This is a genomic window from Sphingobium chungangianum, assembly GCF_977014255.1.
Map to the genome: position 1 here is coordinate 66,133 of NZ_CDRNIV010000004.1, position 20,935 is coordinate 87,067.

Sequence of the window (20,935 nt, forward strand, 5' to 3'; positions counted from 1 at the left end):
GCCCACGCGCTGGTAATGAACCGGCGGCGCGCGCCGCGGCCTTATTCGCCGGCTAATCCTCCACCATCGCTCCCCCCTTCGCCACCGCTGGAACTGGTGCCGTTTTCTGCCCGGGGCCACATGACAAAGATGCCCACGACCAGCATCACGAACCCGATGATGCCGTTGTTGATGAGGGCGGAGTAGAGCGGCGTTTCGGTGAAAGGGGTATCATCCGCCCATGTTTCGGACAAATTCAGTTTCTCGCCAAGATCGCGGCGCACCGGCCAGAAGGGGGTAACCGCGAAGACCCACGAACGGGGTTCGATATCGGCCGGCCAGCAACTCCAGTCACCATAGCCATGGGTGTCGCATTGTCGGACCTCCCCGGTGAAATGATCTGTGACCAGCGCGTCCCTTGGTCCGATCTGTTCGACTTCATGCCGAAGGTGCATGTAGCCGAGCAACATGGCCGTCCAAACGCTTATGGCCGCTAGCAGCATGGACCGCTGTGCGAGGGACAAGACGCGCTACTCCGTTACAGAATGGGCGGGTGAAGAACCCGGCAGAAGGATGTTCCAGCGGAGCCAGGTCTCAACAACTTCCCAAGGCTGTGCCACCACCTGCACGAATTCGGATGGGACCGGCCCGCCGCTTGGCAGGGTGATCCAGAGCAGGAAGTGCCCCCCGCCCGTTCGTAATGCGGCGCCATTCTCGCCGAATTGCGCATGGAACCACGGCAGCGAGTCATCCAGCATCGGCAACTCCGCCTGCTGGAACAAGGACAATTCCCGGCCGGTTCGAAACGGGCGCAGATACCAGGGCGGGTCGTCCCTCAGGGGCGCGCTCACCAGCCTGGACGCACCAAACAGGGAAAGATGCGCGATGACCCGCGCCAGCACATCTTCGGCGGCCCGGTCCCACTCCTCGTCATTGTCGCCAAACAGGGTGAAGCCTGCCGCCTCGAAGCAGGCGTCATGGTTCACGGGCGCGGGCCAAACCGCCAGCAACTGACAGTCCGGCGGGGCCAGCTCCCCGGCATCATCGGACGGCACGACCGACCAATGAATCTGGAATCCGGGTAAGCCGGCAAGGTTCATCTGGTCTCCGCGTTCCGCTTCGGTTCTGATCGTGGATCGATGCTTCCATCATCCACCAATAAAATGAAAGGCAGTCAGCACGGACCTAGTCCGTCACTTGAAGCCCGCGCTGCACCGCCGGCCGTTCGAGCCCGCGGTCGAGCCAGGTCTGTACGCGAACGAAGCGCTCGAAGCCGACGAGTTCGCGTGCTTCGTAAAAGCCGATCAGGTTGCGGACCCAGCCGAGCAGGGAGATATCGGCGATACTGTATTCTGTGCCCATCACCCAGTCGCGACCATCGAGCCTTGCATCGAGGACTCCGAGCAGCCGGGCTGCCTCGGCAGCATATCGGTTGCGCGGCCGCTTGTCTTCAAAGGCCTTGCCAGCGAATTTATTGAAGAAGCCGACCTGGCCGAACATCGGCCCGACGCCAGCCATCTGCCACATGACCCATTGGATTGTTTCATAACGCGTAGCCGGATCGCTCGAAATGAACTGTCCGGTCTTATCGGCAAGGTAAAGGAGGATCGCGCCCGATTCAAACAGCGCAAGGGGAGCGCCGCTGGGACCGTTTGGGTCGTAGATCGCCGGAATCTTTCCGTTGGGATTGAGCGCGAGAAAGGCCTGATCGTGGGTTTCATCGGCGAGAACATCAATTCGATGTGGCTCATATTCGAGTCCGGTTTCCTCGAGCATGATGCCGACCTTCACCCCGTTGGGCGTATTCAGAGAAAACAGCTGCAGCCGGTCAGGGAATTGAGCCGGCCAACGCGTGAAAATCGGATGGCTGACCGTCACGTTCTACCTCCTCGATTGGAAGTGCGAGCTAACCCCGCCCTCCCTTAATGATCACGGACGAACCCGGATGACTGTCTTTCCAGGGCGCCGTTCGGTCGGGTTGAAAGCGGCGACCGCGTCCTTGAGAGGCGCGATTGTACCGATGTTCGTCCGAATGCGCCCATCTCGCACTCGCTGAACGATCTCGCCGAGTTGCGTCCGATCGGACTCGACAACGAAGTCGATAGCGAGGCCGTCGGTGGGCCGCGTTTCCGACGCGCCAACGATGGACACCAGCCTTCCTCCGGCGCGGACCAACTTCGCGGATCGCTTCCCGATTTCGCCACCAATGAGATCGAAAACGAGATCGACCTCGCCCACGGCTTCCAAGGGTTCGTTGTCGAGGTCGATAAATTCGTTTGCGCCGAACTCGATGGCCGCCTCGCGGTCAGCCGCGCGTCCCGTTCCGATAACGTAGGCGCCGAACTCTCGGGCAAGCTGCGTCACCATCGACCCGACCGCGCCGGCCGCACCATGAGCGATGAGCCGCTGGCCTGCCTGAAGTTGGCCATGCTGGAAGAGCCCCTGCCATGCGGTGAGGCCCGAGATCGGCAGGCTCGCGCCCACCGTGAAGTCGACATCACCAGGTAAGGGGGCGAGGTTGCGAGCCTCCATTGCTACATATTCCGCCAAGGTGCCATCGCGATGCCAATCGGCGAGGCCAAATACGCGCTGGCCCACCGACAGGCCCGTTGTGCCGTAGCCAAGCGCGGTGACTATACCGGCCAGCTCGTGTCCTGGGATCGAAGGTGTCCGATCGCGGTTGTTGCGGTCAGCCCAGGTCGACGGCCAGCCCAATTCGGTTCCTACGAAGCCCGACGCATGAACCTCAACGATGACGTCGTTGATCGCAGGTTGCGGCTCGGGCCGCTCAACCAACTTCATACCGGCCGTTCCAGCAGCCTCTTCCGTTACCACTATGGCCTTCATCGTCACCTCCTTGCGTCGCTAGGCGCTCGTCACGCCGATGGTCCGGCGTGGTCAGAGCGCAGCGCTCAGCCTACCAACCTGTCCGAGGCCGGACTCGGTTACACAGGCCGAGGAATTTTCGGTTCAGGATCGTTGCCGATCCCACACCTCATGCGTTTGTGACCTCAGGAATATGGAAATATCGGCGAGCATCCGGCGCTGAGTGCATGCGACGGGAAGGAGCGAGCCGGCTTCATCGATAGCCTTCGTTCAGCGCTCCGGCAAATCAGTGAACCGACGGATCACCTCGAAGAGTCGAACACAGGACCGGGAAATGTTTCGCGTTGGCGTGGTCGCGACACCCAGCAGAAGGCCACTTTCGGCATTTTCGTCCAATGAATACCATCCCGAGAGCGGAGAGGGCGACATGCCGAATGCCGAGAGTTCACGCGCCACCGCGACGTCCGATGTGCCCTTAGGCAATTTCAGCAGCACGGCCAGGCCGGGCGTCGTCAATCGTTCCGCGACCGCGGACGCCCGAAGACATTCCAGCAACGCCTTTCGCTTGGCCGCGTAGGCGCGCTTCGTTCTGCGGAGGTGGCGCATATAATGTCCTTCGCGCATGAACTCGGCGGCCGCCAGCTGAATGGCGGGCCCCGGTGGCGGAGCGAGACATGCCGCCACTTCGGCAAACCGGGTAGCCAGTTCGGGAGGCGCGACCACAAAGCCGAGCCGAATGGTTGGACTGAGCGTCTTGCTGAACGAGCCGATGTGAATGACGCGTCCCCCGCTGTCGAGCGAGGCAATGGCCGGAGCCGCCCTGCCCGATAGCTGCAGGTCGCTCAGATAGTCGTCTTCGATTATCCAGGTTTCGCTCTCGTTCGCCCACTCCAGCAGGCGAAGGCGCCGTTCCAGCGACAAAGTGGTGCCGAGCGGGGCCTGTTGACCGGGGGTCACGACGGCGAGCTTCGCGTCGGGATGGTGACTCAAGCCGTACTCAACATCGATACCCTCGGAATCAACCGGAATCGGCGCAAGGGATAATCCGGCGAGTTCGAGCCCCTTTCTGGACCAGAGGAAGCCCGGCTCTTCAACCCAGACGGTCTGACCGGCGAGACGAAGGACGCTCAATGCCAGGCCGAGACCAGCACTATATCCCCCTGTGATGATGACCTGGGATACCGAGCAATTGATGCCGCGCGAAACAGCGAGGTGACCAGCGATTTCGCGCCTGAGTTCAAACTCGCCTCTCGGATCGGGATAAAGCGGGGCCGCGCTTGCCTCCGCGCGGATTGCGTGCGCGCGGATTCGCGCAAACAAAGTGGCAGGAAATGTGTCCGTCGCCGGGATTCCCATCTGGAATAGCGCCGGTCCCTGGATCATTTCCTGATAGGTTCTGATGAACGGGCCGTGGTCCAGGCTAGGCTCGGTCTTCCGGGGAGTGCGCGGACGATCGGCGACGCGCGTGCCGGCTGCTCGGGTCGCCTCGATCAACTGGGCGGCAGCGAGCTTCTCATAGGCTACTCGCACCGTGCCGCGAGAGACGCCAAGCTGCGCGGCGAGATCCTGCCACGATGGCAAGCGCGCGCCAGGCTCCAGTACAGCCTGCTCAATGGCGGCGGTAATTCCGTTTCGGATCTGGTCCGCCAGGGGCACCTTAACCGCGCGATCGAGAAGTCAGATTCAGGGGTCGGGTCATCCTGTCATAGTACAGCATTTATTCTGGTTCTTGGTACTTTTCTATAGCCCAAACGATGGCATCTTCGGGAGGAAGGAGACCTCCATGAAGATCCTATCCATTGCCGCCGCCTTCGGGGCTCTCGCTCTTTCAGTTCCCGCCGTGGCTCACGACGGTCAGGCAGAAACCGTCGTGCCCAAGTTCGATCAAGCGATCACGAACATCCCGGGCAAGTCGCTCGTCGTCGTGGAAGTCGATTATGCGCCGGGAGCCGCTTCGCCGTCACACACGCATGCGCCGTCCGCCTTCATCTATGCCTATGTCCTTTCGGGCGAGATCGTATCGAAGGTGAATGACGAGGAGGTCCGCACCTATAAAGCCGGCGAGGGCTGGTACGAAACGCCGAACGCACGACACAAGATCAGTCGTAATGCGAGCGCAACGGAGCCTGCGAAACTTCTTGCGGTCTTCGTCGTCGATACCAACGACAAGCCGCTGACCACGCCGGTCAAGTAAGAAGCGAGCCGGCACGATGTCCAAGAGGATCGATTACAACCAAATCGCTCCGCTCGGCGCGAAGGCGCTTGGCGGCGTTTATGGCTATGTTGCGCAGTGCGGCCTGCCGCCCGAGCTTGTCGATCTGGTCTATCTCCGGGTCTCGCAGATCAACAATTGCGCCTACTGCCTCGACATGCACACCCGTGACCTCATCAAGAAGGGGGTGGATGTCGGAAAGATCGCGCTGGTCCAGGCGTGGCAGGAGGGCGGAGAACTCTTCAGCAAGACCGAGCGCGCGGCGCTCGCCTGGGCTGAAAGTGTTACGCGGGTCGCCGATACCGGCGTGCCGAGCAGCGATTATGAAGCGGCCCGCGAAGTCTTTGATGAAAAGCAACTGGTCGACCTTACGATCGCGATCAGCCTGATGAACGCCTACAATCGAATGGCGATCAGCTTCCGAAATACACCCTCTGCGGTTGTCGAGAACGACCGAGCGCCGCGATCGTGAGAGCGTATCGGCGACTTCCCGGCGCTCGACGATCTACGATGTCTGCGCACCAAAATGTCCGGCGCGGCGGCTGCCCTGAACCAGGCCGACTGAGCGCATTGGTGGCTACGCTCCCATCGCTCGGAGCAATGATCAAACCCTCCAGAAACGAAAGGCGCTCTAGATGAGAATAGCGTCCGCGGCCTTACTCCTTCTCTTGGCGTCCGCATGTCAGCAAGCGCCCCAATCCGAATCTGACGCTGGCAACGAGACCTCGGTGAACGCGCCGGCGCCCGGCGATCCCGAGTTCATCGCCGAAGACCCCCGGCTTGCCCGGATCGTGGGTCAGCCGGGTCCCGCCATCGAATTGAAGTTGGTCGATGGGGGCACGATCGATCTCAAGAAGCTCTATGGTTCGAAGCCTGTCTACCTGAAGCTCTGGGCGACCTATTGCATCCCCTGCCGAGTGCAGATGCCAGGCTTTGAGAAGATCTTCGAAACCTACGGCGATCGCATGGAAGTGATCGCCGTCAACGCAGGTGTCGGAGACGATGCCGAGAAGGTGAGGGCATTTGCCGCTTCATCGGGGATGCGCATGCCGCTCGCAATCGATGACGGTTCACTTGGCGCGTGGATCAAACTGCAAGAGACGCCGCTTCATATTATCATCGGACGCGACGGGCGCGTTTTCTATGCCGGGCATCAGGACGGTCCTCAGCTCGATGCAGCTATCGAGAAGGTCCTCGCCACCGGACCGAGCGGACCCGTCACCACAACTGACGTCGCAAGCATTACCGCGCTCAAGCCCGGGGATCTCGTTCCGGCTCTGACCTTGCGGGACAGCCGAGGCCAGGCGGTTCAGGTGACGCGGGGCGCCACTGCACGACCGCGAGCGATCCTCTTCAGTTCCGTGTGGTGCGAATCCTACCTCAAGGATACCGAGCCGCAGACCGTGCCCAAATGCAGATATGCACGTGAGGAGGTTGATCGCCTCGCGGCAACCGCGGGAGTCGAATGGCTCGGAATCATGAGCCATCTCTGGACCGACCCGAAGGCGCTGGGGAGTTTCGAGGCGGACACCAATCCGCAAATCCCTTTGGCAGTCGACACGGATGGCGCGGCATTCCGGACATTCGGCATCGGACGTTTCCCTGCGATTGCGCTCATCGACAGGCAGGGCCGTCTCGCTCGGGTTCTCGGGCCCGACGAGCCGGACATCGCGGGCGCCCTCGCCACCTTGGGCAAATCGCAATGACCGCGAGTTCCCGTCAGCGAGCCGAAATTGCAGGCCCCGTGTCATGGCTCCCGGTGTCGAGAATAATAGGAGCAACGAAATACTGCCGGCCGGGTGTAACATTTCGTCCTGTTGCGAAGTGCTTGGAGTGGAATGTTGAACGAGGGGATCGACTGTGACGGCCTTGCCGGACAGTCGCGCGCGCCGAAGGACGCATTGAAATGGCAACATCGACGCTCGATGCTCTCCTGGGAGCCCTTTCGGTCGAGATAAGCGCGTTCGCGATTTGCGAGATCGGCGAGGATGTCAGGCTCATCATCCCGCCGGTCGATATGATCGAGGTGCATCACATCCTTGAAGGGACGCTTCATCTGGCGATCGATGAAGACGAAACAGTCGAAGCCGGTCCAGGCTCGATGTTGCTTGTGCCGCCAGGCCGTCTGCAACATCTGGCGACTTCGCGCGACGCCATAACGGATACTGCGAGCTTCGATGTGTGCGTACCGACGCGTGACGGCATGCTCATAGTCGACGCGACAGACGGAAAATCGCCAACTTTACGAATCGCATGCGGCGCCGTGATGCCGGATCACCGGGGTTCATATGGAGCGCTGGCAAATCTAACGCGGCCGGTCGCTGAAAACCTGTCTGACTTCCCGGTCGTCTCTGCGGCATTCAAAGCTCTACTCGACGAGGTCTCTGCGCCGACCGAAGGAACGCAGGCCCTGACGAGCGCGCTGATGAAAGCATGCCTGGTCGTTCTTTTGCGTCGCCATCTCGAGACGAGCCGCATCGCAGGCACGGCGCCGGCGCTGTTTCACGACGCACGCATCAGCCGTGCGGTCGCCGCGATTCTGGACCATCCTTCCAACGACCATTCAGTCAGCGGCTTGGCGAAAGAGGCGGGAATGAGCCGGTCCGCATTCGCACGTGATTTCAAGGCCGCGCTCAATCTGACGCCAATGGAATTCGTAGCTCGTGTTCGATTAAATCTCGCTCACCGCCTTCTCGAGTCGACCGGCATCACGGTCGAGGGGATTGCCGCGGCCGTAGGGTTCAGCAGCCGCAGCCACTTCAGCCGTCTTTTCCGAGAGCACTATGGCACCGATCCCTCGGGCTTCCGGCGGAGCAACAGGGAAAGGATGTAGGGGCAGGAATCAGGTTTCGCTGCTTCCGTGCCGTCTGATCTCATCGGGATTCTCTGTCTTGATAGTTCGGAGAAACGATTTGTCCTGTTCGGTGATCTCGTGGGCGAGTTCCAGCGCCCGATCGATATGATGCGCCGGAATCACGACTGCGGCAGCGCAGTCCGCAAAGATGTAGTCGCCTGGCACAACCGCCGTCCCGCGCAGGTTAACGGGCACGTTGACGGCTATAGGCATCAATGCGCGCACGCCTGCCTCTACAGCTTCGCCGCTGCAGTAGAAGACCGGATCGTAGCTCGCCAGTTCAGCGAAGTCGCGGATCCTCGCATCGGTGATGAGGCCTGCCACCTTATGGTTATGCAGGCGGGAAAACTTGACCCCGCCGCCTATCGAAATTTCGGCCCCGCACGGATTGTTGAGCACCAGCACCGTCTCATCGAATTCCTCGGTAATCGCTTCGTAGAAAAACCGTGAAAAACTGGACGTCTGATTACTCGAAAGGTCCTCTCGATACGGCAGGTAGCGGATGGTCGCAGCGCGCCCGAACAGCACGCGCCCAGGTGTCGGAGAGACAAGGTCGAGGATGTGCGCCCGGTGCGGACATAGCCTACCCATGGCGTCAGTGAGTGAGGCTGCCGTCAAGCCCTCCAGCTTCGACTTGAGCGCATCGATCATCCACCCCTCCCCGGCCTCCGCCGGCGGCTATAACACGCGGTCTACGACGAACTCACGCCCATTGAACGCGCAAGCATCGCCAGCGGCTTTACCCTCTATCGCCTCGAAGAGCGGAGCCTGCACGGAGACCCCCATCAGTTCATTGCCTTCGCAGACGAACCGGTCGGTGGCGACCGCGATGACGAAATAGCGATCCCTGATCTTGACGATCGCGCCTTCCTCCACCTTTTTCTTTGGACCGAAATCAATCTTGTGAAGCTTGGCGATCTTGTCGGCATGCGCGTGGACCGGCTGATCGAAGGCTTCGGACAGATCGCTGGCGAACTCTGCCTGGGCCTGTTCGTCGTTCTCGATGGGCTCCGACCGATCGAGGCGCGCCGACGACACATAATCCAGATACGCCTCGCGGGAGGCCTCGAAATGCTTCTGCTCGAGGTCGAGCATCGTTTGCTTCACGCGTTGCTTGTCCATCGTGTTCTCTTTCCAAGATTCTGAAATGGTGGTCGTCTGCTTCGCTATGCTCAGGGTGCGGACCGACGGTCCGTCGCATCGGCGAGGATTAGCATGAAATCGTCCTCAGAGTCGGACCAAAGGTGGATCGGAGACCACCCGCCAGCCTGCAAAAGCAGCCGAGCCTGGTCCGGCGTATATTTGTGGCTGTTCTCGGTATGAATGGTCTCGCCCTTGCGCATTTGGATAGTGCGACCCGACACAGAGAAAACGAGGTCGTCCAGCGCCTCGAGATGCATTTCAATGCGAGACCAGTCGGCATTCCAGCGCGCGACATGGCAGAACCGATCCCGAGGCACGTCGCCATCCAGCTCCCGATTGATCCGATCGAGAAGATTGAGGTTGAAGCTTGCGGTGACCCCTTGCGCGTCGTCGTAGGCGGCAATGAGGCGCTCGACGGCTTTGTGGCGATCGATGCCAATGAGAAGCTGGGACCGATCTCCCAGCGTGTCGCGCATCGATCGCAGGAGATCGATTGCCGTATGCGGAACCATATTTCCGATTGTCGAGCCGGGAAAAAATCCAAGCCTCGTTCGGTCCGGTAGCGATTCCGGAAGGCCCACCGGCCGCATGAAATTCGCTTCAATGGGGACGATGGCAAGCTCCGGGAATTTTGCCGCCAGTTCCATGCTCGCCTGACGCAGGAATTCGCCGGAGATATCGAGCGGTACATAGGCCGAAGCCGCGAGTTCGCGCAGAAGCAACGGGGTCTTGACCGAGCTTCCCGACCCGAACTCCACGACGACGCGCCCGGCGCCGACGATCTCGCCGATCCGGCCCGCATAGGTTTCGAGCAGTTTGGTCTCGACACGCGAGGGATAATATTCGGGGAGCCTCGTAATCTCCTCGAAAAGCTCCGACCCCTTCATGTCGTAGAACCATCGCGCCGGGATCGCTTTCTGATGCTCCGCCAGACCGCGCAGTACCTCTGCGCGAAAAGCGAGATCGATGCCCTCCTCGTCATGTTCGACCAGTTTGAGATCCGCGTGCATCGCCATGTCAGAGGTCCTTTGCCAAACGCAGACCGGTGAACTGCCAGCGCTGATGGGGGTGAAAAAAGTTGCGGTACGACGCGCGAACATGGCCGCGGGGCGTCGCGCAGCTTCCGCCCTTGAGGACGAACTGCCCGCTCATGAACTTGCCATTATACTCGCCGACCGCGCCCGCCGGCGCGCGGTAGCCAGGATAGGGGCGGTAGGCCGACCCGGTCCATTCCCAGACATTGCCAAACAGCGACGAAAGACCGTCCGCGCCAGGCACGAACAGCGGGTGGACGGCTCCGGCGCGATCGAGCTGGATTCCCAAGTATGGATTATGTGTTCGGGCGGCCACCTCCCACTCCTGCTCGGTCGGCAATCGCGCGCCCGCCCAGGATGCAAACGCATCCGCTTCATAGAGGCTGATATGTGTGACTGGCTCCGAGGGATCTACCGGATGCCAACCGGCCAGCGTAAAATTCTCCCACCCGTCAACGCTCCGCCGCCAATACAGGGGGGCTGTGATCGCTTCCGTTCCAATCCACGCCCAGCCATCGGACAGCCAGAGTGAGGGTGTCGCATAGCCGTTGTCGGCAATGAAACTGCACCATTCGGCATTGGTGATCGGCCGATCGGCGAGCGCATGGGGCGAGAGATAGTGGCGATGCGCCGGACCTTCGCAATCGAAAGCGAAATCTTCGTTCGCGGCTCCGATGTCGACCGGGCCGGTCCGACCGGCGCGCCAGGCGATCTCCGAACCGTAGTGGCGGACTTTTCCGAAATGTGTGCAGGGCCATGCCGCAGGCCCGATGGGATTTTGAAAGAACAGATGTTTGAGGTCCGTCAGCAGCAATTCCTGGTGCTGTTGTTCATGATTGAGACCTAATTCCAGCAGGTCGGGACAGAGTTCAACGATGAGCGGCATCGCGTCGGCGATCGCGTCATCGACGTACTCCCGATAGGACAGCACTTCCGCGAGAGTGGGCCGGGTGAGCATCCCGCGCCGCCCTCGAGGATGAAATGCGCCTTCGGCTTCGTAATAGCTGTTGAAGAGGAAGGCCCAGCGCTCGTCGAACGGCCTGTACCCCTGAACGTGATCGCGAAGGACGAAGGTCTCGAAGAACCAGCTTGTATGGGCAAGATGCCACTTCGCTGGCGACGCATCAGGCATCGACTGGGCCGTTGCATCCGCATCGGAAAGCGGCGCCACGAGTTCGAGACTGAGCGAACGGACGGCCCAATAGCGCGCGCAGGCATCCTCGGGCGCCATGTCATCGGTGACATGTTTCACGTTGGCCGTGATGCCCATGGTGCTACGTACTCCTCGTCTGACGCCAATCGGAACGTAGCTTCCCGCCGCCGTCCGCCTTTTTATCAAGACACGCGACAGCGCGGCGTCGGTTACACAATGCGCGTTCCTCAACGCAGTTTTATGAGCGCCCGGGACGCTTCGCGTCCCGACCGGAGCGCCGGGTCGTGCAAAAGCGGTGCACTGGAGCTGTAACCACAGCCCGCTCGGGTTCGGTATTAGGATTGGCCGATCAAAACGCGGGTGGGCCAATCGCGGGTCCGGCCGTTCCTGAGCCGACTACACTGATTGTTCAAAGGTTCGAGCCATGCGCGCCTTCATCGATTTCGAAGCCTCCTCGCTCGGGCGACACGGCTATCCGATCGAAGTCGCCTGGGTTCTTGAGAACGGCAATTCAGAGACTTTTCTGATCGCACCGATCGAGAAATGGACCGACTGGGATCCCGCCGCCGAGGCCATCCATGGCATCTCGCGCGAACAGTTGAACCGCGAGGGCGTTGCGACGGATGTCGTCGCAAATCGTCTAGTAGACGCCCTCCAGGGCCATGAGGTCTTTGCCAGCGCGCCGTCATGGGATGGCAAATGGCTGAGTGCCCTTCTGCGTTCCGCCGGACTGCCTCGTCACGCAGTAAGGATTTCCGACACGGACACGGCATTGATCCAGTTGGCAGCTGCACTGCTCGCTCCGTTTCTCCCTTCGTCGGAGGTTCACCGCGCGACACGACAAATCGTCGCGGAGGCGGCCAGCCACTTCGCTGGACGGCGGCCGGCACACCGAGCGCTTCCCGACGCACAACTCGAGCGGGAGCGATGGCTGATGGTCTCCGAATTGGCGCATTCCTACGATGCCCACAAATGAAACCAATGCCGCTTGGATCGATAGGCCCTTCTATGCCTCGCGATCGCCGGATCGCTTGCCCGCGCAGCACAGCGACCCGCAGCCCTTACGACACTCCACTATCCAGCCCGAACGGAGATACGCATGATCCGCTTCTATTTTCATCCGACGCCAAACCCGGCAAAGATCGGTCTCTTTCTGGAAGAGGCAGAACTCGCTTACGAAACCGTCCCGGTCGATACGAGCAAGGGTGAGCAGCACGCGACCTCATTCCTGGCAATCAACCCGAACGGGAAAGTCCCTGCTATCATCGACACCGAAGGCCCCGGCGGGCGGGAAGCGCGTGTGTTCGATTCCACGGCGATCCTCCTCTATCTGGCTGAAAAGACCGGCGCATTTCTGGGCGCGCCAGATGACAGGCCGGAACTGCTCTCATGGCTACTGTTCATCGGCTCCGGCCTTGGTCCGTTCTCCGGACAAGCCGTGCATTTCCAATATGCCGCGCCCGCGGGTCTCGACTATGCGGTGAACCGCTATCGCCGCGAGGCTGAACGCCACTACCAGGTCCTCAATGACCATCTCGAGGGGCGAAGCTTCATCGTCGGCGAGAGCTACACGATCGCCGATATGTCGGCGTGGGGATGGCTCGATCGCGCCTCGCGAGTGATGAAGGGCATCGACGATCCTCTGGCGTCATTTCCGAACCTCAAGCGGCTCTTCGATACAGTCGATGCGCGACCGGCTGTCGCCCGCGCGCGGGACATCGGCAAGGATCACGCATTCAAGACGGTCAATGACGAGGCAACGCAGCGAGCGCTGTTTCCGTCGAATTTCCCGCGCGCTGCAAACTGAAATGCCGGGAGCACCGATAATGAACGATGGCGCCGAATACATTCCGCCCAAGGTGTGGACCTGGGAAAAGCCCAGTGGCGGCGACTTTGCCAACATCAATCGGCCGATCTCGGGTCCGACGCGCGAGGAGGAGTTACCCGTCGGCGAAAACGCGCTTCAGCTTTATTCGTTAGCTACTCCGAACGGCCAGAAGGTCGCGATCATGTTGGAGGAGCTCCTGGAGCTTGGCCGCAGCGGCGCCGAATACGACGCCTGGCTCATCAAGATCGGCAAGGGCGATCAGTTCAGCTCTGGATTCGTGGAGATCAACCCCAACTCGAAGATTCCGGCGCTCATGGACCACAGCGGGAAAACGCCGATCCGAATTTTCGAATCCGGTGCAATCCTGATGTATCTCGCCGAGAAGTTCGGCGCCTTTTTACCTGAGCATCTCCCAGCACGCGCCGAGACCCTCTCGTGGCTCTTCTGGCAGATGGGCTCGGCGCCATTCGTCGGCGGCGGCTTCGGCCACTTCTATGCCTATGCGCCGACCAAGCAGGAATATCCGATCAATCGATACGCCATGGAAGTGAAGCGCCAACTCGACGTGCTCGATCGCCGCCTCGCCGACAACGAATTCGTTGTCGGTGCCGATTACACAATCGCCGACATGGCGATCTGGCCCTGGTACGGCGGTCTCGTACAGGGCCGGCTCTACGCCGCGGCCGAGTTTCTCTCCGTCCATGAGTACCAAAACGTCATTCGCTGGGCCGATGAGATCGCTGCGCGGCCTGCGGTTGCCCGCGGGCGACGGGTCACCGACCCATCCGAGAGCCCCGGGAGCGTGCTCCATAAACGGCACGTCGACGCAATCCATCATCGGCATCAGCACACACCGAAAGATCACGGAGACCAGGAATGAACATCAACGGCAAGCGCGTCCTCATCACTGGCGGGTCGAGCGGCATCGGTCTCGCGCTTGCGCGCGTCCTCCTGAGAAGGGGCGCGAAAGTCGCGATCAGCGGACGACGGCCGGATGTTGTCGCCGAAGCTGTGCAATCGCTCCAGGAAACAGGCGCGGAAATTCACGGAATCTCGGCCGATGTCGCGACCGCGGAAGGTCGGACTGCGACCCTCGAGCAGGCACTGGCCGCCCTTGGCGGGCTTGATGTCCTCGTGAACAACGCCGGTGGCGTGAGAGCCGGGCGCTTGGAGAACACCGACGAAGCCGAGCTGCTGGCGATGATCGATGTCGGTTTGACCGCTCCGATCCTGCTGACGCGAGCAGCATTGCCCGCGCTTCGCGCAAGCGGCGACGCCGCGGTGGTGAACGTGTCTTCCGCCATCGCACTCGTCGGTCTACCGTTCTACGCAACCTACGCTGCGGTGAAGGCGGGTCTCGCCCACTTCGGCGAAGCTCTCCGGCGTGAACTGAAAGGAGAGGGCATTCACGTCCTGACAGTCTATCCCGGCGGGACCGACACACCGATGATGCAATCGAACCGCGCCGGTGCCGACCTAGGCTTCGCGCGCGAGCCCGCCTCGGCGGTTGCCGAAGCCATCGCTGAAGCCATCACAGCCGAACGAAACGAAGTGGTCCGAGGCGGCGAGGCCCGTGCCCAGATGATCGCGCTCAACCGCGAAAATCCCTCCGCCGTGGACGATCAATTCGCCGGTCTAAAACCTACGCTTGAGGCAGCGGTCAAGGATCATTCGGCGCTCTGAACGCCCAACGAGGAATCGAGGAGTGCGATAGCAATGCTGCATAGTGGCGATCTCTTCCCTTCGGTCAAATTCGCCCGCGCCGGTGGAGGCGAAATTCGACTGCCTGACGACACGGTCGGTGGCTTCGGGGTGATCCTGTTTTACCGGGGTGCATGGTCTTCTTCATGTAATCTTCAACTCGCGGCGTTTTCGCGGGCCGCGGACGAATTCGCGCGCGAGGGAATCAAAGTCGTTTCGGTATCGGTCGATGATCGCGAAACGGCGGAGGGTCTCGTTGGCGAACTCAGCCTCCCATTTCCCGTCGCCTATGGGGTCGATGCGCGCGAGGTCTCGGCGGTCACCGGCATCCACGTCAACGAAGATCCGGTGTTTCTCGAGGCAAGCGGCTTCGTGCTCAATCCCGAAGGCCGGATTGAGACGGTTATCTATACGAGTAGCGATCTCTCCGAGGACAGGATTGTAACTACGGTCGACTCAACTGGACCAATCGGACGGCTGATGCCCGACGACGTCCTGCACCTGGTTCGCCACCTCAAATCCTCCGCGACGTAACGAGCGGCGGCGCATCGGCCACATTCGAACCCGCACCCTGCCGGTTGCTGGATGGCGACCAGCTGAAGTTCATTGCGCCTCGGCGGCGCCAGTTGGAGTTGAATTGCAATGCTAAATAACGGCGACGTCTTTCCGTCCCTCACCTTCGCACGCGTAGGCGGCGGCGAGATCGATTTGCCCAATGATCTGGCCGGCGACTATGGCGTGGTCCTGTTCCATCGAGGCGCTTGGTGTCCGTACTGTAACGCCCAACTCGCGGCCTACGCGGGCGCCGCGAACGAGCTCACAGAGCAGCGTGTAAACGTCGTCTCAGTCTCAGCAGACGATCGGGAGACTTCAGAAGCGCTCGTCAAGGAGCACAATCTCACTTTTCCGGTCGGCTATGGGGCGGACGCGCGGGCCGTTGCCGCCGCCACGGGCGCTTTCGTCAATGAAGACCCTGTCTGCCTCCAGGCAACGGGCTTCATCCTCGACCCTGGCGGCCGGGTGTTAACCGGACTCTATTCCACAAGAGCAATCGGACGTTTGTTCCCCGACGATGTGCTGGGATTCATCCGCTATCTCAAGTCGAAGAGTTGAGGCGTGCCGCCGAGACAAAACCCTGCCACGCTCAAGTGCGGATTTATCGGCATGGTCGGCCCTTGAACGCCGCAATAGTGGATCCGCGGCCTGATTGCAGAGTGCTTTGTAACGAGCGGCCCACCCGCACCGTGTTCCGGTGGAATGTATTGTCCGGGTGAACTCTGGAGAGACGACATGTTTTCGGTAATTTTCGAGCTGCAACCGGCGGCTGGGCAACAGGATGCATATCTCGGCAGCGCGGAGGAATTGGATCCGGAACTGGCCGAAACGCCAGGCTTCATCGACAATATCCGCTACAAAAGCCTTACGCGGGAAGGCTGGATCCTCTCCTTATCGAGCTGGCGCGACGAAAAATCCGTCGTCCGTTGGCGGACGGACGCTCATCACCAGGAAGCGCAGGAAAAGGGCCGCGCGGAGATTCTGTCGGATTACCATCTCCGCGTTGGCCAGTTCACCTATGACACGCGACTTCCCGACGGCTGCGAGATCCTCGAACAACGCCTCGATGAAACCGAGGTCGGCGATGGAGTCGCGATCACGCTGATCGATGCGAAGCAAATCGCCGACTGGGTCAGCACACACAATCCACAGGAGATCGCCACCTATCTCGGTTTCGACCACAACTCCTATGGCGATTGCATATCATGGGACGTTCTTGAAGCGCTCGCTACACCGGGAGATATCCTGCTCTTCGTCTTGTGGAAGGATCAGGCGTCGGCCATGGAATTCGCGCAGTCGACTATCGTTCCGGATGATGCCCGAGTACGCGCCATACGGGTCATCCGCGATTATTCCCTGCTCGATCGACGCGAGGCGCCTCAACATTTCCCGGACGCGTCGCCTCGCAGCCTCGGCCGCGATTGAACCCTCCAGTTTGCAACTGCGAAATATGATCGACAAAGCGCAATCCGGGACCGGCCCGACAGAGAGCAACGCATCGCCGTGGCAATGCCGCCTAGCGCCTGCTCGGAGACTTCGGGAGGCAAGCCTCCCGAGATAAGATACCTTGGTTGACGATGCCCGGCGGAAGCGTCGCTAGCCGCAGGTGACCGAAAGCAGTGCTTCCTTCACGCGCGCGAGCGCGTAATTCCCAACGCGCTTCAACTCGATATGTGGCAGGTTGGGTATTTCGTCATCGGCAACAACGGCATCGACGATTACAGGGCCGTCCGTGGCCAGCGCCTCGCGCAACGTTGCCTGAAGCGTCGATGGATCACGAACGGTGAAGCCCGTCCCCCCACATGCGCGTGCGAGCATGGCATAGTCGGGATTGGGGTATCGGATCGCGTCATGGAACGCGGGAATGCCAACGCTTTCGGCCTCAAGTGAGATGAGTCCGAGCGCCGAATTATTGTAGACTACGACCTTGATCGGAAGGTCGTGATGAGTGGCCGTCAGGAATTCGCCCATCAACATGTTGAACCCGCCGTCGCCGATGAAGACGATGACCTGCTTGGACCGGTCGAGCGCCTGAACCCCGTTCCCCTGTCCGAGCGCTGTACCGACTGCGCCATTGTTGAATGAGCCCACGATGCGTTGACGCCCGGTTTGACGCAGCCAGTTCGCGGACCAAAGCGTGTTCAGTCCAGTATCGAAGACGAAGATCGCGTCATCGCGCGCCAGGTCGCTGACGGCGCGCGCTACAGCCTGAGGATGCAGCCGATCTGCGCTCCTCGCAACATCGGCCTGCCGGTCGAGCATATTGTCCCAGCGCACGCGTTCGCGGGTCACCTTATCGAAGAATCTCCGTTCGGGCTTCGACGGAGCGCGATCCAGAATGGCCTGGAGGCTGGGCCGAACCGACCCGACGATCCCGAGCGACGTCGGTGTGCGGCGGCCGATCGCTTCCGGCCGGTGGTCGATCTGGATCACGTTGCCCGCCTCGGGGAGATATTCCGAATAGGGATAATCAGTACCGACCATGATCAGAAGATCGCATCGCTGGATGGCGTTGTAGGTCGCTCTCGTGCCGATCATCCCGAGTCCACCCATCCAGCGCGGATCGTCGAATGCCATCAGTTCCTTTGCGCGGACGGTGTGAACGAGCGGCGCCGAGAGGTGGTCCGACAGCGCCGCCAGCAAGTCCGCGCTGCCGCGACAGCCCGCGCCGCAGAGGACGACGATGTTCGATGCGTCGCGAATCCGCCTCACCGCCTCGTCGATATCTGCATCCGAAGGAGCGACTTCGTGATGTGGTCGTAGTGTCGCGACACTTGGGGTGTCGTACGACCGCTCGGTAAGGACATCCTGAGGAAGGGTGAGGTGGGCGACGCCAGGCCCTGCATAAGCCTTCGCGATTGCCTGGTGGATGACCCCCGCTGCCTGGTCCCCTGTCGAGATCGTCTCGGTGTAAAGCGCTACGTCCCGGAACAGAAGGTCAGGCGTCGTCGACTGGAAATAATCGGTCCCGCGCAATTTGCGGGGCATGCCTCCGGATAGCGCCAAAACCGGGGCGTGGTCCCGGGCCGCTTCATAGAGGCCCGCGACCAGGTGGGTGCTGCCGGGTCCGGTAGTCCCGCAACAAACGCCAAGAGTGCCGGTCAGCTTGGCCTGGCCCGCAGCGGCCAGCGCTGCTCCCTCTTCGTGGCGCACACCAACCCATTCGATCGAGCTACGCCTGACTTCATCGGCCAGCGGATTGAGTGAATCGCCGATCAGCCCGAAAATCTGGCGGACGCCGATTTGTTCGAGCGTCTTCACCAGGACACTCGCGACCGTGTCTGCCATACCGTTTGCCTCTTCTGTAATCGTCACCACAAGCGGGCATCGCATGGTTCCTGCATGCAACGCCTCCCGGTGGAACACGACGAATAGCCGGAATTGGTTTCACGCACAGGCGAACTTCTTGGTCGGCTTGACGATCTCGCTGTGACGTCAGGCCAGGACGCACCATTTCATGACGATTCGATAGGGGCTCGGTTCTGCAACCGCGGATTCAAGAATGTCAGCCACCGGCTGTAACCGAAACCGATCGAGAACTGGCTAGTAGACCGGGCGCGCGATGGCCGCGGACCTTTCGCTTAATCGGCGGCGGCGCCTACCCGGCTAGTCCAGTTACAGGAGTTTGCAGATGAAGGCGATCATTGTCTCGGACCCGGACGCGGGGACGGCCGGCATGAAGCTCACGGATCAGCCCGAGCCGGAGGCGGCGATAAACGATGTTATCGTACAGGTTCACGCATCCGGGTTCACCTCGGGCGAGCTGACATGGCCCTCGACGTGGACCGACCGCCTCGGCCGCGATCGTACACCTGTAATCCCCGGGCAGGAACTGGCCGGTGTCATCACGGCGCTCGGCTATGGCACCAGAGGTCTGTCGGTGGGACAGCGGGTATTCGGCCTCACGGATTCATATAGGGGTGGCACGCTCGCGCAATATGTGGCCATCGAAGCTCGCAACCTCGCGCCGGTTCCGGGCGATGTCGATTTTACGGTTGCCGCGAGCGTGGCAATGCCGGGGCTCACTGCGTGGCAGGGGCTGGTCGAACATGGTGGTCTTCAAATCGGGCAGACCATTCTCGTCCACGGCGCGGCGGGAGCGGTGGGCTCTATGGTGACGCAGCTCGCGCGCGGTCTCGGCGGCTATGTCATCGGCACCGGACGGTCCGCCGATCGTGAGAAGGCACTCGAGTTCGGAGCCCATGAGTTCGTCGACCTGGAAAACGATGTCCTCGAAGACGTCGCCGCTGTCGATCTGGTTTTCGATGTCATCGGCGGAGAGATCGGAGCGCGATCCGCGAAGCTGATCCGGCCCGGAGGAAAGCTGGTGACAATCGCCGGACCGACAGATGCACGCCCCGTTGACGGCTTGACGATCGACTTCGTTGTTCTGCCGGATCGCGCGCAACTACGCGAGATCATTCAACGGGTTCGCGAAGGGCGACTACAGACCAACATCGGGACCATCGCGTCCCTCGATGATGCTGTCGCCGCATTCAATCCGACCGAACGGCGACCGGGAAAGACGATCATCCGCGTGCGTTCGTGAGAATTGGCCTTGCCTGAGAAAGCTGCTGTGCGGCTGTACAGTATTTCGGCCCTGCCGGGTTCTTTCGCGCTGGCCCGGGCTGCTCCTACAGTCCCTCAAAGGCCATTTCACCCTTTTGCATAGGCGTAAGGGCCGCCACGCTCGACCGCGGCCTTGTAAGCCGGTCGCGCCTGAAAGCGGTCGACCCAGGCGGCGAGGTTCGGGAGATTGGCTACGTCGGTGAAATTCACGGCCAGCTCGCCGACAAAGCTCATCTGCACGTCTGCCGCCGTCAGTACATCGCCGAGCAGGAAGTCCCGACCCTGTAAGCGCTCGTCGATATAGCCAAGATTGAGCGCGAGTTCATGGTCCACTCGTCGGCGCAGTGGCGTCGCCATTTTGCCAAAGCTACTGGCGATCGGGAGGATCACAAAGGGGAGCGACGCCGACCCTTCGGCATAGTGCAGCCAATGCACGTACTCGTCATAGTCATGGGATTCCGGATCGGGTCGCAGCCGACCGTTGCCGTAATGGCGGACGATATAGTCGATGATCGCCCCGGATTCGGCGATCGCTCTTCCATCGTCAGTGATAACCGGTGATTTCCCCAGCGGATGGATCTGCTGCAGCTCGGCGGGCGCCATCTTGGTGTGGGTGTCACGCCAGTAAAATTGAATCTCGTATGGCACCCCCAGCTCTTCCAGGAGCCAAAGGATCCGTTGCGATCGAGACTCGTTGAGATGATAAACCGTGATCACTGTGCTCACTCTATCCTGGAGCTCCCCGCGTCGGAATCAGGAGAGTTGGTGCCACACGCATCTGACACCAGCATCGCGCTCTGCTACCCGATCGACGTGCTTGGCGACTGAGATTTTGGCGGCCTCGAACCTATCGTCATCCGAACCGATCAGCCGCAAAGTCAGGCTGTCGCCATCCGCCGTCATGACAAGCTGCGCCCCAGGCAGATCGACCTCGCCCGTCAGCGTGTCGTATCGGACCGGATAAGTGTGGTTCCAGGCTTGAGCCACTTCGGTCAGATACCGGCTGGCTTCAAGCGTTGCGATGCGGGCTTCGGCTTCGAGCAATTGGCGTCTCCTCAAGTTTCCGGGCTAGCAATCTACT

Annotated in this window: 24 protein-coding genes; 12 read left to right on the forward strand and 12 right to left on the reverse strand. The window is 61.0% G+C overall.

The window, feature by feature from the left end; genetic code table 11:
- Positions 1 to 41 precede the first annotated feature (41 nt).
- The 5 genes from ACWNC0_RS05345 to pdxR all read right to left on the reverse strand — a co-directional run bounded on the left by ACWNC0_RS05345 (position 42) and on the right by pdxR (position 4,461).
- The gene (locus ACWNC0_RS05345) at positions 42 to 503 is read right to left on the reverse strand and encodes a hypothetical protein (protein WP_449470116.1); all 462 of its coding nucleotides are present in this window, start codon (positions 501 to 503) and stop codon (positions 42 to 44) included.
- A 6-nt stretch (positions 504 to 509) separates the two neighbouring features.
- Positions 510 to 1,079, reverse strand: coding sequence for a hypothetical protein (locus ACWNC0_RS05350; protein WP_449470118.1), 570 nt, complete (start codon positions 1,077 to 1,079; stop codon positions 510 to 512).
- An 85-nt stretch (positions 1,080 to 1,164) separates the two neighbouring features.
- A complete protein-coding gene (locus ACWNC0_RS05355; RefSeq protein WP_449470120.1) occupies positions 1,165 to 1,857 on the reverse strand; it encodes a glutathione S-transferase N-terminal domain-containing protein in 693 nt (230 codons plus the stop codon).
- A gap of 51 nt (positions 1,858 to 1,908) precedes the next feature.
- Positions 1,909 to 2,826: an NADP-dependent oxidoreductase gene (locus tag ACWNC0_RS05360; RefSeq protein ID WP_449470121.1), complete on the reverse strand. Its 918-nt coding sequence runs from the start codon at positions 2,824 to 2,826 to the stop codon at positions 1,909 to 1,911.
- Positions 2,827 to 3,075: 249 nt separating this feature from the next.
- A complete protein-coding gene (gene pdxR / locus ACWNC0_RS05365) occupies positions 3,076 to 4,461 on the reverse strand; it encodes a MocR-like pyridoxine biosynthesis transcription factor PdxR (RefSeq protein ID WP_449470123.1) in 1,386 nt (461 codons plus the stop codon).
- A gap of 127 nt (positions 4,462 to 4,588) precedes the next feature.
- Here pdxR and ACWNC0_RS05370 point away from each other — a divergent pair, with 127 nt between their 5' ends.
- From ACWNC0_RS05370 to ACWNC0_RS05385, 4 genes are all read left to right on the forward strand, one after another.
- A complete protein-coding gene (locus ACWNC0_RS05370) occupies positions 4,589 to 4,999 on the forward strand; it encodes a cupin domain-containing protein (protein WP_449470124.1) in 411 nt (136 codons plus the stop codon).
- Positions 5,000 to 5,015: 16 nt separating this feature from the next.
- Positions 5,016 to 5,489, forward strand: coding sequence for a carboxymuconolactone decarboxylase family protein (locus tag ACWNC0_RS05375; protein ID WP_449470125.1), 474 nt, complete (start codon positions 5,016 to 5,018; stop codon positions 5,487 to 5,489).
- A gap of 256 nt (positions 5,490 to 5,745) precedes the next feature.
- Positions 5,746 to 6,723 (forward strand): TlpA family protein disulfide reductase, encoded by a 978-nt coding sequence (locus ACWNC0_RS05380; RefSeq protein WP_449470126.1) that lies wholly within the window; start codon positions 5,746 to 5,748, stop codon positions 6,721 to 6,723.
- A gap of 200 nt (positions 6,724 to 6,923) precedes the next feature.
- Entirely contained in the window at positions 6,924 to 7,850 is a 927-nt protein-coding gene (locus ACWNC0_RS05385) for a helix-turn-helix domain-containing protein (protein WP_449470127.1), read from the forward strand.
- A 9-nt stretch (positions 7,851 to 7,859) separates the two neighbouring features.
- Here ACWNC0_RS05385 and ACWNC0_RS05390 read toward each other — a convergent pair whose 3' ends face one another.
- Genes ACWNC0_RS05390 through egtB form a run of 4 tightly spaced genes read right to left on the reverse strand, consistent with a single transcriptional unit; the run spans position 7,860 to position 11,318 of the window.
- Positions 7,860 to 8,522, reverse strand: coding sequence for an RraA family protein (locus tag ACWNC0_RS05390; RefSeq protein WP_449470129.1), 663 nt, complete (start codon positions 8,520 to 8,522; stop codon positions 7,860 to 7,862).
- Between the two features lie 27 nt (positions 8,523 to 8,549).
- A complete protein-coding gene (locus ACWNC0_RS05395; protein ID WP_449470131.1) occupies positions 8,550 to 8,993 on the reverse strand; it encodes a hypothetical protein in 444 nt (147 codons plus the stop codon).
- Positions 8,994 to 9,043: 50 nt separating this feature from the next.
- Positions 9,044 to 10,030, reverse strand: a complete 987-nt coding sequence (egtD, locus tag ACWNC0_RS05400) for an L-histidine N(alpha)-methyltransferase (protein WP_449470133.1) — start codon at positions 10,028 to 10,030, stop codon at positions 9,044 to 9,046.
- A gap of 1 nt (position 10,031) precedes the next feature.
- Positions 10,032 to 11,318 carry an ergothioneine biosynthesis protein EgtB gene (gene egtB, locus ACWNC0_RS05405; RefSeq protein WP_449470134.1) on the reverse strand — a complete coding sequence of 429 codons (1,287 nt, stop codon included), beginning with the start codon at positions 11,316 to 11,318 and terminating at the stop codon, positions 10,032 to 10,034.
- 307 nt (positions 11,319 to 11,625) lie between these two features.
- On the opposite strand from egtB, the gene ACWNC0_RS05410 reads away from it, so the two are divergent.
- From ACWNC0_RS05410 to ACWNC0_RS05440, 7 genes are all read left to right on the forward strand, one after another.
- Positions 11,626 to 12,177, forward strand: a complete 552-nt coding sequence (locus ACWNC0_RS05410) for a 3'-5' exonuclease (RefSeq protein ID WP_449470135.1) — start codon at positions 11,626 to 11,628, stop codon at positions 12,175 to 12,177.
- A 123-nt stretch (positions 12,178 to 12,300) separates the two neighbouring features.
- Positions 12,301 to 13,008 carry a glutathione S-transferase family protein gene (locus ACWNC0_RS05415; protein ID WP_449470136.1) on the forward strand — a complete coding sequence of 236 codons (708 nt, stop codon included), beginning with the start codon at positions 12,301 to 12,303 and terminating at the stop codon, positions 13,006 to 13,008.
- 19 nt (positions 13,009 to 13,027) lie between these two features.
- Positions 13,028 to 13,909: a glutathione-dependent disulfide-bond oxidoreductase gene (gene yghU / locus ACWNC0_RS05420; RefSeq protein WP_449470138.1), complete on the forward strand. Its 882-nt coding sequence runs from the start codon at positions 13,028 to 13,030 to the stop codon at positions 13,907 to 13,909.
- Entirely contained in the window at positions 13,906 to 14,712 is an 807-nt protein-coding gene (locus tag ACWNC0_RS05425; RefSeq protein ID WP_449470139.1) for an SDR family NAD(P)-dependent oxidoreductase, read from the forward strand. The genes yghU and ACWNC0_RS05425 overlap by 4 nt, the downstream gene beginning before the upstream one ends.
- Before the next feature lie 33 nt (positions 14,713 to 14,745).
- Positions 14,746 to 15,264, forward strand: a complete 519-nt coding sequence (locus ACWNC0_RS05430; RefSeq protein WP_449470141.1) for a redoxin domain-containing protein — start codon at positions 14,746 to 14,748, stop codon at positions 15,262 to 15,264.
- Between the two features lie 108 nt (positions 15,265 to 15,372).
- Positions 15,373 to 15,843: a redoxin domain-containing protein gene (locus ACWNC0_RS05435; RefSeq protein WP_449470142.1), complete on the forward strand. Its 471-nt coding sequence runs from the start codon at positions 15,373 to 15,375 to the stop codon at positions 15,841 to 15,843.
- A gap of 177 nt (positions 15,844 to 16,020) precedes the next feature.
- Positions 16,021 to 16,710 (forward strand): antibiotic biosynthesis monooxygenase family protein, encoded by a 690-nt coding sequence (locus tag ACWNC0_RS05440; protein ID WP_449470144.1) that lies wholly within the window; start codon positions 16,021 to 16,023, stop codon positions 16,708 to 16,710.
- A gap of 171 nt (positions 16,711 to 16,881) precedes the next feature.
- Here the strand turns inward: ACWNC0_RS05440 and ACWNC0_RS05445 are convergent, their stop codons facing one another.
- Positions 16,882 to 18,573 carry a thiamine pyrophosphate-binding protein gene (locus ACWNC0_RS05445; protein ID WP_449470145.1) on the reverse strand — a complete coding sequence of 564 codons (1,692 nt, stop codon included), beginning with the start codon at positions 18,571 to 18,573 and terminating at the stop codon, positions 16,882 to 16,884.
- A 343-nt stretch (positions 18,574 to 18,916) separates the two neighbouring features.
- Here ACWNC0_RS05445 and ACWNC0_RS05450 point away from each other — a divergent pair, with 343 nt between their 5' ends.
- On the forward strand, positions 18,917 to 19,834 hold the full coding sequence (locus ACWNC0_RS05450) for an NADP-dependent oxidoreductase (protein ID WP_449470147.1): 918 nt from the start codon (positions 18,917 to 18,919) through the stop codon (positions 19,832 to 19,834).
- A gap of 107 nt (positions 19,835 to 19,941) precedes the next feature.
- Here the strand turns inward: ACWNC0_RS05450 and ACWNC0_RS05455 are convergent, their stop codons facing one another.
- Both ACWNC0_RS05455 and ACWNC0_RS05460 read right to left on the reverse strand, forming a co-directional pair.
- Complete coding sequence (locus ACWNC0_RS05455) at positions 19,942 to 20,580, reverse strand: glutathione S-transferase family protein (RefSeq protein WP_449470149.1); 639 nt, start codon at positions 20,578 to 20,580, stop codon at positions 19,942 to 19,944.
- Between the two features lie 27 nt (positions 20,581 to 20,607).
- The gene (locus ACWNC0_RS05460; protein WP_449470151.1) at positions 20,608 to 20,898 is read right to left on the reverse strand and encodes a DUF2218 domain-containing protein; all 291 of its coding nucleotides are present in this window, start codon (positions 20,896 to 20,898) and stop codon (positions 20,608 to 20,610) included.
- Between the last annotated feature and the right edge of the window lie 37 nt (positions 20,899 to 20,935).